Raw genomic sequence first — 14638 nt, 5'->3', positions numbered from 1 at the left:
CAGGGGCTGTGGCCCTTGCAGCCTGGGGGCTGGTTGTCGGGCCGATGGGGCATGTGGGTTTCTGGGCCGCTGTCATTGCGGTCTGGCTGGGGGCGTGGATGCTGGTGGCGATCTTTGCTGATCTGCCGCGCGCCGATGGGCTGGTGGGCCGCCTGCAATCATTGCTGGCCCCGTTGACCTTTGGTGCCACCCTGTTGTGGCTGTGGGAAGTGACTGTGCGCGCGCTGGAAGTGCCGCGCGTGATCCTGCCTGCGCCAAGTGCTATCTGGGCACGTATTCTGCGCTCGACCGATGTGCTTTGGGTGGATTTCGTGCAGACCTTCGTCAAGGGTGCCCTTTCTGGCTATGCCATTGGTGTAGGTGCTGCGCTGGTCTTTGCGCTGTTGGTGGACCGCTCGGACTTCCTGCGCCGCGGCCTGTTGCCGGTGGGCAATTTTCTGGCAGCATTGCCGATTATCGGGACCGCGCCGATTATGGTGATGTGGTTCGGATTTGACTGGCCGTCCAAGGCGGCGGTGGTCGTGGCGATGGTGTTTTTCCCCATGCTGGTCAACACTGTGCAGGGTTTGGCCGCGACCGAGGCGATGCAGCGCGACCTGATGCGGACCTATAATGCAAGCTGGGGGCAATCACTGCTGAAGCTGCGCCTGCCTGCGGCGATGCCCTTCATCTTCAATGGGCTTAAAATTGCATCAACGCTTGCGTTGATCGGGGCCATAGTTGCTGAATTTTTCGGCTCTCCCACGCGCGGGATGGGCTTTCGCATCTCGACCGAGGTGGGGCGGTTGCAACTGGATATGGTCTGGGCAGAAATTGCCGTCGCAGCCCTTGCGGGGTCGCTGTTCTACGGCATTATTGCGCTTGTGGAAAAGGGGGTGACCTTTTGGCACCCTTCGCAACGCGGGCGTTAACTCCTGCACCCGAAACGGGGCAGGCAACATGGAGGTAGTGAAAATGAAAAAGACAGTTTACGGGTCAGTGGCGGCCCTTGGTCTGGGGCTTGCGCCCGCGGCATGGGCGATGGACGATGTGACCTTGCAGCTCAAATGGGTGACGCAGGCGCAGTTCGCGGGCTATTATGTTGCGCTGGAAAACGGCTTCTATGAAGAAGAAGACCTGAATGTCACGATCCGCGCAGGCGGCCCCGATATCGCGCCGCCACAGGTCATCGCGGGCGGTGGTGCCGATGTTATTGTCGAGTGGATGCCAGCCGCTTTGGCCGCGCGTGAAAACGGCCTGCCGCTGGTCAATATCGCCCAGCCGTTCAAAGCTTCGGGCATGATGCTGACCTGCCTCGCGGAGACGGGCATCACCGGCCCAGAGGATTTTCCGGGCCGCACATTGGGTGTGTGGTTCTTTGGCAATGAATACCCGTTCCTAAGCTGGATGAGCACGCTTGGCATCCCGACCGATGGCGGCGATGAAGGCGTCGAAGTTCTGCGTCAGGGCTTCAATGTCGATCCGCTGCTGCAACAGCAGGCCGATTGCATCTCGACCATGACCTACAATGAATACTGGCAGGTCATCGATGCAGGGATCAGCGAGGACGAACTTGTCACCTTCAAATATGAGGATCAGGGCGTCGCCACGCTGGAAGATGGCCTCTATGTGATGGAAGAGAACCTTGAAGACCCTGACTTCGTCGACAAGATGGCCCGCTTCGTGCGCGCCTCGATGCGCGGCTGGGAATGGGCGGCCGAGAATGTCGAGGAAGCGGCCATGATCGTGCTGGAATATGACGACACGGGCGCACAAACCGAAGAGCATCAGACCCGCATGATGAGCGAAGTGGCGCTTCTGCTCGAAGGGTCGAATGGCACGCTGGACATGGAAGACTATGCCCGCACAGTGGCGACACTGCTGGGGGGTGGTTCTGATCCGGTCATCACGTCTGAGCCCGAAGGGGCTGTGACCTCTGCGGTTACAGACGCGGCCTTCAACTAAGGCGCAACTTCAGCGCAATATTGTATCCCGGCAGATATGCCGGGATACACTCATCTAGCCCAGCATCCGCCCGACCATTTCGCCCATGTCGCGGCTTATACCAAGTCTCGCGAAATCTGACTCTTCTGAGGGTTTTGGGATTCCCAAATCTATGAAGATCTGACTCAATGGCGTCAGATTTTCTGGGGAGGGCCTCTCTATGGGCGCAGCGCTCGCGTTACGGACAGACTACGACGGCATGAAGTTGAGAGAACTTGCGCGAAAGACAAAGGATGCCAACCAAGCCCGCAGGCTTTTGGCGCTGGCGGAGATCTATGATGGCGGTCGGCGCAGCGATGCTGCTCGGATTGGTGGTGTTGGCCTACAAATTGTCCGTGACTGGGTGGAGCGGTTTAATGCCCGCGGGCCTGACGGCTTGATCAACGGCAAAGCTCCTGGTCAGCAGTCTAAGCTTAACGATGAGCAGCGCAGGGCGCTTGCTGCAATTGTTGAGAGCGGTCCGACCTTATCGGTCCATGGGGTCGTCCGCTGGCGCCTGAGTGATCTGAGGAAATGGATTGCAGACACATTTGGGATTTCACTTCACGAGACGTCGATAAGCCGGGAACTCAGGGCGCTTGGTTATGTCAAACTCACAGCACGCCCGCGCCATCACGCGCAAGATACAGCCGCACTGGAGGACTTTAAAAAAAAGGGTTTGCAGCCGCAGTAGCAAAGCTCCGCGCACGGCTCCTGCAAGGCACTGTGATCGAAGTCTGGTTCCAAGATGAAGCGCGTGTCGGCCAGAAAAACAAGATCACGCGCCGATGGGCGAAGCGCGGTACGCGACCTTCCGCCCCACATGATCAGCGCACGAGTTCAAGCTACATCTTTGGAGCGATTTGCCCAGCCCTCGGGAAAGCTGCAGGTCTTGTGCTGCCAGCGTGCAATACCGAAGCGATGGCCCTGCATCTTGCTGAAATCTCCCAAACTGTCGCACCCAAAGCACATGGGGCTGTGCTCGTGGATCAAGCCGCATGGCACATGACTGACAAGCTGGTCATTCCGGACAACATCACCATCATCCCGATCCCCGCAAAATGCCCAGAACTCAATCCAGTCGAAAACATCTGGCAATTCATGCGAGACAACTGGCTATCAAACCTCATCTTCGAAACCTATGAAGACATCGTAGATCATTGCTGCAAGGCTTGGAACAAATTGGTCAGCATGCCCGACACAATCACCTCCATTGGAACCCGCGACTGGGCTCAAGAGTTCTGATCAATGCTGATTGGTATTAGATTGTCTTGCGACCTGATCCGTTGCAGTTCCGCCCGGATCAATGCCTGCCGCGACGCATCATAGCGCCGCCACGTCTCGAACAGGGTTGATAGCCGTGCCGCGGATTGCGGGTTCACCCCGTCCAGCCGGATCAGCCAATCTGCAACCAGCTTGTATCCTGCACCGTCTGTTGCATGAAACCCTGCCGGATTGGCCCCCAATGCACCGATCACGGACCGAAAACGGTTCGGGTTCTTCCACTCGAAATCCGGGTGCTGTGTTAGTTGCTGCACCAGACCAGCGGCAGCTTTCGGTGCGGCATACATGACCTGTGCCGAGAACCACTTATCCACCACCAGCCGGTCCTGTGCCCATTGCCGGTAGAATTGCGCGCCTTCTTCTTGGCCCTTCCCAATCGCCAGCAGTGCCCCCCATGCGCCCAGTTGCTCGGTCATGTTATCTGCGCGGGCGAAAAGTTCGGCTGCTTTCGCGCCCTCATCTGCGCGTGCCAGCAATGACACCGCCTGCACCTTCAGCGCGCGACGACCCGCATCACGGGCGTCGGGGCTGTAAGGGCCAGGGGTCTGCATGGCATTGGCCACGTCCTGCAATTGCGGGCGCAGCGCTTCGGCGATCAGGCGCAGCGCTGTGGTCCGCGCGGCCTGAATGGCGTCGGGGTCTGGCACATGGCCCGCCGCGTAGAGCGAGCTGGCCAGATCGTCCTGACCGGGGATATGCAGCGCCAATGCACGAAAGGCGGGGTCAAGCGCCTCGTCGCTGACCATTGTGCGCAGAGCGTTGAGGTAATCGGGGCCGGGTGTCGCCCCTTCCAGTACCATCGCATGCAGGATGTCGCGCGCAAGCGCGCGCCCTGCTTCAAAGCGGTTAAAGGGGTCGGTGTCATGCGCCAGCATCAGCGCGCGGTCTTCAGAGCTGAGGCTGTGATTCAGAACCACCGGCGCAGAAAACCCACGCAACAGCGAGGCGACAGGCCGCGCAGGCAGGTCAGGGAAGGTGAAGCTTTGCTCGGGGCTGTCGAGTTCCAGCACGGTTGTGGGCACCATTTCGGCACCATCTGCGCCAAGCAGACCCATCGCCACGGGTATGACCAGCGGCTCCTTCAGGGGTTGGCCGGGGGTGTCGGGCGTGTGCTGGCGCAGCGTCAGGGTATAGCTGCCATCCTGCCAGTCTTCTGACACATCGACGCGCGGGGTGCCCGCCTGTCCATACCAACGCTTGAACTGCGACAAATCGCGGCCAGCGGCTTCCTCGAACACGGCGATCCAGTCCTCGATCGTGCAGGCCTGCCCGTCATGGCGTGCGAAATACAGATCGAGTGCCGCCTTGTAGCGATCTTGCCCGACCAGAAGTTGCAACATGCGGATCAACTCCGCGCCTTTTTCATACACTGTCGCGGTGTAGAAATTGTTGATCTCGACATAGCTTTCGGGCCGCACCGGATGTGCCAAAGGTCCGTCATCTTCACGGAACTGGCGTGCGCGCAGCGTCAGCACATCCTCGATCCGCTTGACCGAATGGCTGCGCATGTCGCCCATGAACTGTTGGTCACGGTAAACCGTCAGCCCTTCTTTCAACGACAGTTGGAACCAGTCGCGGCAGGTGATGCGGTTGCCGGTCCAGTTGTGGAAATACTCATGCGCGATGATCCGTTCGATACTGGCATAATCGCTGTCGGTCGCGGTTTGGGGCGAGGCGAGAACATAGCGCGAGTTAAAGATGTTCAGACCCTTGTTCTCCATCGCGCCCATGTTGAAATCATCGACCGCAACGATGTTGAACACATCCAGATCATAGGCGCGCCCGTAAACCTGTTCATCCCAGACCATCGAGCGCTTGAGCGCGTCCATCGCATAGGCGGTCTTGTCCTCATCGCCCTTGCGCACCCAGATGTTGAGCGCCACATCGCGCCCCTCCATCGTGGTGAAGCGGTCAGATGCGGCGACCAGATCGCCCGCCACAAGTGCAAACAGATAGGCGGGCTTGGGGTGGGGGTCGTGCCATTCGGCCCAGCCTTGGCCCGAAGATGCGGGGTTGCCGTTGGACAGAAGGACCGGCAGATCAGACTCGATGCGTACGCGAAACGGGGCCATCACATCGGGGCGGTCCGGATAGAAGGTGATCTTGCGAAAGCCCTCGGCTTCGCATTGGGTGCAATACATGCCGCGCGACATATACAGCCCTTCCAATGCGGTGTTGCCGTCGGGCGCAATTTCGACCTCCGCCTGCCAGTCAAGTGCACCTTCGGGCAAGTCCTGCGCGGGAATGGTCAGGCCGGATTCGTCGGGCTGCGCTGTGATTTCGGCACCGTTCAGATGGGCCGAAATCAGTTTCAGCCCCTCGCCATCCAGCCGCAGGTCGTGACCGGGGCTTGCATCCGGATTGGGGCGAAAGCGGACCTTTGCGATCACACGTGTGGCTGTCGGGGCCAGTCGAAAGGTAAGCGCCACATCATCAACCAGAAAAGGGGGTGGCTGGTAATCGGCCAGATGGATGGGCTGCGGGGTCGTGTCGCGCATGTCTCACTCCTGCGGGCTGAACCAAGTCTGGTGCAGATGTAACGCAGGGCGCGCGCGCCGACAATCAACAAGGTCGCGCGAACAGTTGCACCCAGTTCGGCCCGTCTGCGCGGCCAAAGCCCACAAGTGTGAAATCGCGGTCCAGAATGTTGCGCCGATGACCGGAGGATCGCATCCAGCCTGCCATGACACTGGGCACATCGCGCTGGCCGCGTGCGATATTCTCGCCCATCGTGCAAAGCCTTGGCAGCCCTGCGCGGTTTATGCGGTCTGACACGCTGCGCCCGTCTTGGCTGATATGGCTGAAATACCCCCGCTGCGCCATGTCACAGGCATGGGCCTGCGCCACACGGCCCAATTCTGGCGAAAGTGCCAGCGGTGCGCGCCCCGCACGGCGCCGCTCGTCATTGACAGCGGCCAGATGAATTTCCAGTTCCGCAAGTGGCGGGGCAGGGCAGGCCCATGCGGGCAGGGCGAGCGTGCATAGACAAAAACCAACAACATATCGCAGCATGACGGGGGCTTTCACAAGAAATCTTGTGGGATGATAGCCTTTGCCTTGGCGCAGGTGAATAACCCTGCTGATCAACTGCGCGTGCATTGGCGGCAACTTGCATGTCGGATCGCGCGCGCCGCGCTTGCACCTCTCGCGGCATCGGGCTAAATGCGCTGTAATTACCTGAAAACCCGGAGGGGTCATGTCCGAGATCGATCTGGAGACAGCGCGCAAGGTGGCCCATCTTGCCCGCATCGCTGTTCCCGAAGACAATCTGCCCGCGCTGGCACAGGAACTTAGTCAGATTTTGACCTTTATGGAAGAACTGAACGAGGTCGATGTCGAGGGCGTGGAGCCGATGACCTCGGTCACGCCCATGCGTCTGAAGCGCCGCAAAGACGGGGTAACGGATGGCGATATGCAGGCCAAAATCCTGTCAAACGCGCCCGATGCACGCGAAGGGTTTTTTGCTGTGCCGAAGGTGGTGGAATGAGTGATCTGAACAAAATGACGATTGCCGATGCGCGCGATGCTTTGCGCGCGGGCGATGTGACCTCGGTGCAACTGACCGAAGCGTGTTTGAACGCGATTGAGGGGGCAGGCGCGCTGAATGCCTTTGTTCATCATACGCCGGAAATCGCGCTGGAACGTGCGACAGCGGCGGATGCGCGGATCACGGCAGGCGATGCGCCTGCGATGTGCGGCATACCTTTGGGCATCAAAGATTTGTTCTGCACGCAAGGTGTCGCGTCGCAGGCAGCGTCGCGTATTCTCGACGGGTTCCGCCCCGAATACGAATCCACCGTCAGTGCGCAGTTGCGCGATGCAGGCGCGGTGATGCTGGGCAAGCTGAACATGGACGAATTTGCCATGGGGTCCAGCAATGAAACCTCGGTCTATGGCAATGTCGTCAATCCGTGGAAAGTGGACGCGCGCGACCTGACGCCGGGCGGATCGTCTGGCGGGTCTGCGGCGGCGGTGGCGGCTGATCTGTGCCTTGCGGCAACCGGCACCGATACTGGCGGATCAATCCGTCAGCCTGCGGCCTTTACCGGAACCGTCGGGATCAAGCCCACCTATGGACGGTGTTCGCGCTGGGGTGTCGTTGCCTTTGCCTCATCGCTCGATCAGGCGGGACCGATGACCAAAACCGTGCGCGATGCAGCCATTATGCTAGAGGCGATGTGTGGCCATGACGCCAAGGACTCCACCAGTGCCGATCTGCCTGTCCCCGATTTTGAGGCGATGCTAACGGGCGACATTCGCGGTCAGAAGATCGGTATTCCGCGTGAATACCACATGGATGGGATGTCCGCCGAGATTGCCGAGCTGTGGGGCAAGGGGGCGGATATGCTGCGCGATGCGGGTGCCGAGATTGTTGACATCTCGTTGCCGCATACGAAATACGCGCTGCCTGCCTATTATGTCATTGCCCCTGCCGAGGCATCGAGCAACCTCGCGCGCTACGATGGCGTCCGCTACGGGCACCGCGCGACATTGGGGCCGGGTGATGGCATTACCCAGATGTACGAGAAAACCCGCGCCGAAGGGTTCGGGCTGGAAGTGCAGCGCCGCGTCATGATCGGCACCTATGTGCTGTCGGCGGGGTTCTACGACGCCTATTACAACCGCGCGCGCAAGGTCCGCACGCTGATCAAGCGCGATTTTGAAGAGGTGTTTGCCACGGGTGTCGATGCGATCCTGACACCTGCCACCCCGTCAGCGGCCTTTGGTCTGGGTGAAATGGCTGCGGCGGACCCGGTTGAAATGTATCTGAATGATGTGTTCACCGTGACTGTGAACCTTGCCGGTTTGCCGGGGGTTGCGCTGCCTGCGGGCCTTGATTCCAAAGGGCTTCCTTTGGGACTGCAACTGATCGGGCGGCCTTGGGAAGAGGGGGCGTTGCTCAATACAGCACATGTCCTTGAACAGGCGACGGGCTTTGTTTCCAAACCCGAAAAATGGTGGTAACTTGCAGTATAATTTTGCAAGGCTGAGAGGTCCGATGCGTTTTCCCAAAGCTTTGATCATGATAGGCACCGCAACTGCGTTGCTTGCCGCTTGCGGCGGCTCCGCGCCCTACTCGAATGTCATCGACACCACCGGGCGTGGCGTGGGGTTCAGTGATTATGCGCAGTATATGCGCGCACAGGAAGAACTGTCGCGCATTCGCCGCAATGAGGCCGCACAGGCAAGCAATGTGCAGCGGCCCTCGAATGCCCCGCAATTTTCGCAACCAAGCCAGTCTGCATCCATCGGGCAAGAAGCTGTGGCAGCGGTACGCGGCACGCCTGCAACGCAAGCGCCCTCGCAATCCAGCTCGCAACAATTCCCGGTGGCACAGCAAAATGTCGGCGCGCCGCTATCTGCTGTGTCCCCGTCGTCAACGAGTGCTCAGTCTTCGGGCGGTCAGTCACAGACAGCCAGCGCCGGTGTCAGCGAGCAGCAATTCACACCGCAACCGTTTGGCGCATCGCAGCCCGACCGGCTGGTTGAGCGCGATTTTGTGCCCCAAGTCCGGGTCAGCGATGGTGAAATGTCTTCGGGTACAAACACGCCAAACCTGTTTGTCTATGCGCTGTCCACCCAGCACAATGTGGGCGAGCAACGCTACAACCGGTCGAACCCGTTGCGCTGGCGTCGTTCAGAAAGCGCATGTGCCCAGTTCGGAAGTCAGGATCTGGCGCAAGAAGCTTTCCTTGCCGCAGGTGGGCCAGAACGCGACCCGAACCATCTGGACCCTGATGGCGACGGCTTTGCCTGCTGGTGGGACCCGACCCCGTTCCGGCAAGCCGCACGCACCGTACGCGCGCGCGAGTGATCGCTGGCCGTGCAGCCAATCTGGCATCCATCCCCAAATTTTGGGCCGCGCCGTAACGGGCTGCGGCCCAGTTTGATTGTGCTGCATTACACCGGCATGCGCGACACCGAGGCAGCGCTGGAGCGCTTGTGCGACCGTGGGGCGGAAGTGTCTGCGCATTACGTGATCTCGCCCTCGGGTCAGCTTATGCAGTTGGTCGAAGAATCACTCCGTGCCTGGCATGCGGGCGCGGGGTCATGGGATGGGCAAAGCGACATTAACTCGCGCTCTATCGGGGTCGAGCTGGTCAATTCCGGTGCACAACCTTTTCCAGAGCCGCAAATGCGGTGTCTTGAGGCGCTGTTGCAAGGGGTGATGGCGCGGTGGCAGATTGCGCCCCATCAGGTGATCGCGCATTCCGATATGGCCCCGGAGCGCAAAGAAGACCCCGGCCCCCGCTTTGACTGGCGGCGGTTGAACAGGTTGTCACTTGCCGTGTGTCCCGATGGCATGGGCGATGATTTGCCGCTGGCGCCATCTTTGGATGCGATTGGCTATCCGCAGGCCAGTGCAGAGAAACGCTTGCAAGCATTTCGCTTCAGATTTCATCCGACAGCACAGGGCGACGAGGGTGTGGCAGACAGGTGCCGCGCTGCTGCTGTGGCCGCTGCATTTCGTGCCGTGCGCCCTTAAAAGCCCTCAGCGCAAGTGGCGCAGGGCTTGTGACAATTTGGCATAAAGCTCGGCGCGTTCTTCTGGGCTTAGGAATGCGCCCAGTTCCACCACGCGGCCATTCCCTTCCAATGTCAGGTAGTTCTCGATCACCCCGTCCTTTTCCGCCAGCTTGACGCGCACCCAATAGGGGTTGGCGTGCCAGTGCTGTGCAGGTTTGCGCGGGTTGGTGCGGGTGATCTCGATCCGCTCTTTCGTCAGGCAAAGGTCTTCGCGCAGCGCGTGCCGCTCAGCGCTGTTGCGGCTGAGGGCATACCACAGTGCCCAAAGCGCCAGCCCCGCAAAGGGCAACAGCCCCCATAGAACAGGTGTCCCCAGAACGGCCAGAAGTGGCAGAGTAAGAAAGGCCGCGCTGATTGCGATGATGCGCACGAAGCCTTTTGGCCCCATCGACACGAAGGGCATCAACGAGAGGCGATACTCCGCACCGTCACCGGCCGCGAGTGCAAAAGCCCCGGGCGGTGTGCCCGGGGCTTTCGGTGTGATTGTCCAATAAACGGGCATTTAACCTGCCACTGATGTGCTTAATGGGCGGGCTGCTTGTCCCAGTCTTCGCGCTTTGGAAGCTGCTCGAACGTGTGCTCGGGCGGGGGCGAAGGCAGGGTCCATTCCAGCGTGTCCGCGTGCTCGTTCCAGTAGTTGTTCTGGGTGATGCGGCGCCCAAATTTCAGTGTGTAGAAGACCACACCGATAAAGAACACAAAGGATGCAAAGCTGATGAACGCGCCGATCGACGAGACATAGTTCCAAAGCGCATAAGCTTCGGGATAGTCGATATAGCGCCGTGGCATCCCCTGACGACCCAAGAAGTGCTGTGGGAAGAAGGTGATATTTGCACCGATGAACATTGTCCAGAAATGCAGCTTGCCAGCCCATTCAGGGTACTGACGCCCCGACATTTTGCCAAACCAGTAATAGATACCGGCAAACAGGGCAAATACCGCGCCAAGGCTCATCACATAGTGGAAATGGGCCACAACGTAGTAGGTGTCGTGATAAATCCGGTCAATCGGTGCCTGTGCCAGCACGATACCGGTCACCCCGCCCACTGTGAACAGGAACAAAAAGCCAAAGGCCCACAGCATCGGTGTCTCAAAGCTGACAGAACCCTTCCACATCGTGGCGATCCAACTGAAGATCTTGATGCCAGTAGGCACCGCAATCACCATCGTCGCCAGCATGAAATAGGTCTGCTGCGTCAGCGACATGCCTGCCGTATACATGTGGTGCGCCCAGACGATGAAGCCCAGAACCGCAATCGCAATCATCGCCCAGACCATCGGCAGATAGCCAAAGATCGGCTTGCGCGAGAAGGTCGCAATCACATGGCTGATGATCCCGAAGCCCGGAATGATGATGATATACACTTCCGGATGGCCAAAGAACCACAGAATATGCTGATAAAGCACCGGGTCGCCCCCGCCTGCGGGGTCAAAGAACGCGGTTCCAAAGTTGCGGTCGGTCAGCAGCATGGTGATCGCGCCCGCCAGAACCGGCAGCGCCAGAAGAATCATCCACGCAGTGATGAACACAGACCATGCGAACAATGGCACCTTGAACAGTGTCATGCCGGGTGCGCGCATATTCAGGAATGTGGTGATGATATTGATCGCGCCCAGAATGGACGATGCCCCAGACACATGGACCGCGAAAATCGCAAGGTCCATCGAATAGCCCGCCTCATTGGTCGACAGCGGCGGGTACAAGACCCAGCCCACCCCAGACCCAAGCTGGCCATTGCCGCCCGGTGACAGAACCGATGCAACTGCCAGCGCGGAGCCTGCCACAAACAGCCAGTAGCTCAGGTTGTTCAGGCGCGGGAATGCCATGTCAGGCGCGCCGATCTGAAGCGGCATGAAATAGTTGCCGAAGCCACCGAACAGGGCGGGAATCAGCACAAAGAACATCATCAGGATGCCATGCGCTGTGACCAGCACGTTCCAGATATGCCCGTTGGGTGTGCATTCTTCCTGCGCGGTAAAGCTTGCGCCTTCCATGCACATGTACTGCACGCCCGGTGTCATCAGCTCCATGCGCATATAGACCGAAAAGCCTATTGCGATGAACCCGACAATGCCGGCGGTGAACAGATAAAGGATACCGATATCCTTGTGGTTTGTAGACATGAACCAGCGGGTAAAGAACGAGCGGTTGTCCTCGTGTCCGTGGTCATGAGTGGCTGCATCGGCCATTGGCTACTCCAGTTCCCGATTCCTGTTGCGTTGCTCGCAACTGTTGTCGTGCGGGGCCCGTGCAAGGCTGCACGCACCATTCTGCTTCCACGACACCATCTGCGCCAACACGCATCTGTGTATCGCGGTATACTACGCTTTTAGAATGCGACTTTTCATAGGGCAATGCTCCAAGTGTCGCAGGGCGGATATTTTTGACATGGATCAATGAACTTGCTGCGTTGCGGCGTCACACGCGCCTGCGAATCGGGTGGAAATTCACATGTCAATTGCCGAATGTGAGAAAAAACTGACGTTTTAGCGCAAGATCAAGGTCATCCATCGTGACGGGCAAGCCCAGATCCACCAAGGATGTCACGCCATGATCGCGGATGCCGCAGGGTATGATTCCCTCAAAATGGTTCAGGTCCGGCTCTACGTTGATGGACAGACCATGGAAGCTGACCCAGCGGCGAATCTTGATGCCAATTGCCGCGACCTTGTCTTCACGTGTGCTGCCATCGGGCAAGCCAGGCTTTTCAGGGCGCGTCACCCAGACCCCGACGCGACCCGCGCGGCGTTCGCCCCGAATGCCGAATTCGCCCAAGGTTTCGATGACCCAGTTCTCCATATTATGTACAAAGCACCGCACATCGCGTCCGCGCCGGTTGAGGTCGAGCATGACATAGGCAACCCGCTGACCCGGACCGTGATAGGTATATTGCCCGCCCCGACCTGCGTAATGCACCGGAAACCTGTCAGCTTGGGTCAGGTCACCGGGGGCGGCACTGGTGCCAGCAGTATAAAGTGGGGGGTGCTCCAACAGCCAGATCGCTTCGGGCGCTGTGCCTTTTGCGATCTCGGCCACGCGGGCCTCCATTGCCGCGAGGGTTTGCGCATAATCGCGCAAGCCCGGCAACACTGTCCACTCAAGTTCTTCAGTCAACATCTCTCTGCCGTGCTCCGTCAGCGAAAACTTGGTCCATGCGTGTCGATGCACGCTTTACCGGTATTTGGGACTATCTGGAAACCTGTCACGCTCAAATAAGCGTCTATGACAGCCATGTCCATCAGGGCCGGGTGTGGTCCGCGCTGCACATGCTGGATCAGAAACTTGATGCGGGGGGTGTTTTTCCCTCTTCACAACGGTGGGATGAGGGGCTATCAGGCCCGCACCAAGTCGCGTGCGGTCGTGGCGGAATTGGTAGACGCGCAGCGTTGAGGTCGCTGTGGGGTAACACCCGTGGAAGTTCGAGTCTTCTCGACCGCACCATTCAATCCCATTTGTTACTGGAAACAGACGCCGCAAGGCGGACGCTTGGGCGTTTGGCGCATGTGTTGCAAAGTTTCACGCCAAGTTTAATGTACGGCACTTGGCCAATTTGCCGAACGAATAACTTTAAACGCGGCTCTAATCAGCGCATTCGCCTAAAGACGGGTCGAAACAACACGAAACAAAGTTATCGGTTGCATTCCACATGCTCCTTGGTTTTTACTTAGGCCATGAAGAGAGCGGAATACCGCCGATTTACGGGGAGATAAACGTGGTCGCAGCACAGCAGAGCGACGGATTTGTCGTATACGATGGCGTCCAGAAGAGCTACGACGGGGAAACCCTTGTGGTGAAGGATCTAAATCTTTCGGTTGCGAAAGGCGAGTTCCTGACCATGCTTGGACCATCGGGGTCCGGCAAGACCACCTGCCTGATGATGTTGGCAGGGTTCGAGACCGCGACGAGCGGCGAAATCCTGCTCGATGGCAAGCCCATCAACTCTGTCCCGCCGCATAAACGCGGGATCGGCATGGTCTTTCAGAACTATGCTCTGTTCCCACATATGACTGTTGGCGAGAACCTGTCCTTTCCGCTTGAAGTGCGTGGAATGGGCAAGTCCGAGCGCGAGAAAAGCGTGATGCGCGCGCTGGACATGGTGCAGATGGGGGCATTCGTGAACCGCCGCCCCGCGCAATTGTCCGGGGGTCAGCAGCAACGGATCGCCCTTGCTCGCGCCTTGGTGTTCCAGCCGGAATTGGTCTTGATGGACGAGCCGCTGGGCGCACTCGACAAGCAGTTGCGCGAACACATGCAGTTCGAGATTACGCGTTTGGCACATGACCTTGGGATTACTACGGTTTATGTTACGCATGACCAGACAGAAGCCTTGACCATGTCGGACAATGTCGCCGTATTCGAAGACGGGCGCATTCAGCAGCTTGCGCCGCCAGATGTCCTGTATGAAGAACCGCGCAACAGCTTCGTGGCGCAGTTCATCGGCGAAAACAACACGATCGACGGTGTGATCAAAGAAATCAAAGGCGAGACATGCGTGGTCCAGTTGGACGGCGGCGTGTTGATTGATGCCAAGCCGATCAATGTCTCGAAGGTGGGCGAGCGGACACGCGTTTCCATTCGCCCCGAACGTGTCGAGGCCAATAAGGACCGGCTGGCCGAAGATGCCCACACGATCAAGGCCGAAGTCCTTGAATTCATTTATATGGGTGATGTGTTCCGCACACGCCTGAAAGTTGCTGGAAACGAGAATTTCGTCATGAAAACCCGCAATGCACCCGATCAGGTGCGTCACAAGCCGGGCAGCATGATTGAAATCGGCTGGATGCCGCAAGACTGTCGTGCGCTTGACTGTCCAGAGTGACAGATGCGCAGACGTACCACACGGTCCGAGGGATGGGACTGTCA

General features: G+C 58.9%; 13 protein-coding genes and 1 tRNA gene. 9 read left to right on the top strand and 5 right to left on the bottom strand.

The features are described from left to right. Positions 1-98: 98 nt before the first annotated feature. The 3 genes from BD293_RS09955 (at position 99) to BD293_RS09945 (ending at position 3207) form a co-directional block, all read left to right on the top strand. Entirely contained in the window at positions 99-911 is an 813-nt protein-coding gene (locus BD293_RS09955) for an ABC transporter permease (protein WP_246086363.1), read from the top strand. Between the two features lie 43 nt (positions 912-954). Then, a complete protein-coding gene (locus tag BD293_RS09950) occupies positions 955-1944 on the top strand; it encodes an ABC transporter substrate-binding protein (RefSeq protein WP_142081317.1) in 990 nt (329 codons plus the stop codon). Between the two features lie 199 nt (positions 1945-2143). Further along, a protein-coding gene (locus tag BD293_RS09945; protein ID WP_142079576.1) for an IS630 family transposase occupies positions 2144-3207 on the top strand; the annotation gives its coding sequence in 2 pieces (ribosomal slippage) (positions 2144-2629 and positions 2632-3207; 1062 coding nt in all). Here BD293_RS09945 and pepN read toward each other — a convergent pair. Next, positions 3195-5744 (bottom strand): aminopeptidase N, encoded by a 2550-nt coding sequence (gene pepN, locus BD293_RS09940; protein ID WP_142081315.1) that lies wholly within the window; start codon positions 5742-5744, stop codon positions 3195-3197. The genes BD293_RS09945 and pepN overlap by 13 nt on opposite strands. A gap of 64 nt (positions 5745-5808) precedes the next feature. Then, the gene (locus BD293_RS09935) at positions 5809-6258 is read right to left on the bottom strand and encodes a CAP domain-containing protein (RefSeq protein ID WP_170207100.1); all 450 of its coding nucleotides are present in this window, start codon (positions 6256-6258) and stop codon (positions 5809-5811) included. A 184-nt stretch (positions 6259-6442) separates the two neighbouring features. On the opposite strand from BD293_RS09935, the gene gatC reads away from it, so the two are divergent. The 4 genes from gatC (at position 6443) to BD293_RS09915 (ending at position 9733) form a co-directional block, all read left to right on the top strand. After that, positions 6443-6733 (top strand): Asp-tRNA(Asn)/Glu-tRNA(Gln) amidotransferase subunit GatC, encoded by a 291-nt coding sequence (gatC, locus tag BD293_RS09930; RefSeq protein WP_142081311.1) that lies wholly within the window; start codon positions 6443-6445, stop codon positions 6731-6733. Continuing rightward, a complete protein-coding gene (gatA, locus tag BD293_RS09925; protein WP_142081309.1) occupies positions 6730-8211 on the top strand; it encodes an Asp-tRNA(Asn)/Glu-tRNA(Gln) amidotransferase subunit GatA in 1482 nt (493 codons plus the stop codon). The genes gatC and gatA overlap by 4 nt, the downstream gene beginning before the upstream one ends. Positions 8212-8245: 34 nt before the next feature. Further along, on the top strand, positions 8246-9061 hold the full coding sequence (locus tag BD293_RS09920) for a hypothetical protein (RefSeq protein ID WP_142081307.1): 816 nt from the start codon (positions 8246-8248) through the stop codon (positions 9059-9061). Between the two features lie 96 nt (positions 9062-9157). Beyond that, a complete protein-coding gene (locus BD293_RS09915) occupies positions 9158-9733 on the top strand; it encodes an N-acetylmuramoyl-L-alanine amidase (protein WP_142084479.1) in 576 nt (191 codons plus the stop codon). Positions 9734-9739: 6 nt separating this feature from the next. Here the strand turns inward: BD293_RS09915 and BD293_RS09910 are convergent, their stop codons facing one another. The 3 genes from BD293_RS09910 to lipB all read right to left on the bottom strand — a co-directional run bounded on the left by BD293_RS09910 (position 9740) and on the right by lipB (position 12892). Next, positions 9740-10276 (bottom strand): DUF2244 domain-containing protein, encoded by a 537-nt coding sequence (locus BD293_RS09910; protein WP_142081306.1) that lies wholly within the window; start codon positions 10274-10276, stop codon positions 9740-9742. Positions 10277-10296: 20 nt separating this feature from the next. Beyond that, positions 10297-11964, bottom strand: a complete 1668-nt coding sequence (gene ctaD / locus BD293_RS09905) for a cytochrome c oxidase subunit I (protein ID WP_142081305.1) — start codon at positions 11962-11964, stop codon at positions 10297-10299. Positions 11965-12229: 265 nt separating this feature from the next. Continuing rightward, positions 12230-12892, bottom strand: a complete 663-nt coding sequence (gene lipB, locus BD293_RS09900; RefSeq protein WP_142081303.1) for a lipoyl(octanoyl) transferase LipB — start codon at positions 12890-12892, stop codon at positions 12230-12232. A 237-nt stretch (positions 12893-13129) separates the two neighbouring features. Here lipB and BD293_RS09895 point away from each other — a divergent pair. Both BD293_RS09895 and BD293_RS09890 read left to right on the top strand, forming a co-directional pair. Then, positions 13130-13216: transfer RNA gene (locus BD293_RS09895), tRNA-Leu, on the top strand. A 271-nt stretch (positions 13217-13487) separates the two neighbouring features. Then, positions 13488-14594: an ABC transporter ATP-binding protein gene (locus BD293_RS09890; RefSeq protein WP_246086263.1), complete on the top strand. Its 1107-nt coding sequence runs from the start codon at positions 13488-13490 to the stop codon at positions 14592-14594. Positions 14595-14638 lie beyond the last annotated feature (44 nt).

The organism is Roseinatronobacter monicus, from assembly GCF_006716865.1.
In the GTDB taxonomy this organism is placed as follows: Bacteria; Pseudomonadota; Alphaproteobacteria; order Rhodobacterales; family Rhodobacteraceae; genus Roseinatronobacter; species Roseinatronobacter monicus.
This window is presented reverse-complemented; position numbering and strand designations above follow the sequence as displayed.

Bases quoted from the DNA above. Each gene is read 5' to 3' on its own strand.
- BD293_RS09955 (WP_246086363.1), top strand. From the start codon at position 99: ATGCTGGTGGCGATCTTTGCTGATCTGCCGCGCGCCGATGGGCTGGTG.
- BD293_RS09950 (WP_142081317.1), top strand. From the start codon at position 955: ATGAAAAAGACAGTTTACGGGTCAGTGGCGGCCCTTGGTCTGGGGCTT.
- pepN (WP_142081315.1), bottom strand. From the start codon at position 5,744: ATGCGCGACACGACCCCGCAGCCCATCCATCTGGCCGATTACCAGCCA.
- BD293_RS09935 (WP_170207100.1), bottom strand. From the start codon at position 6,258: ATGCTGCGATATGTTGTTGGTTTTTGTCTATGCACGCTCGCCCTGCCC.
- gatC (WP_142081311.1), top strand. From the start codon at position 6,443: ATGTCCGAGATCGATCTGGAGACAGCGCGCAAGGTGGCCCATCTTGCC.
- gatA (WP_142081309.1), top strand. From the start codon at position 6,730: ATGAGTGATCTGAACAAAATGACGATTGCCGATGCGCGCGATGCTTTG.
- BD293_RS09920 (WP_142081307.1), top strand. From the start codon at position 8,246: ATGCGTTTTCCCAAAGCTTTGATCATGATAGGCACCGCAACTGCGTTG.
- BD293_RS09915 (WP_142084479.1), top strand. From the start codon at position 9,158: ATGCGCGACACCGAGGCAGCGCTGGAGCGCTTGTGCGACCGTGGGGCG.
- BD293_RS09910 (WP_142081306.1), bottom strand. From the start codon at position 10,276: ATGCCCGTTTATTGGACAATCACACCGAAAGCCCCGGGCACACCGCCC.
- ctaD (WP_142081305.1), bottom strand. From the start codon at position 11,964: ATGGCCGATGCAGCCACTCATGACCACGGACACGAGGACAACCGCTCG.
- lipB (WP_142081303.1), bottom strand. From the start codon at position 12,892: ATGTTGACTGAAGAACTTGAGTGGACAGTGTTGCCGGGCTTGCGCGAT.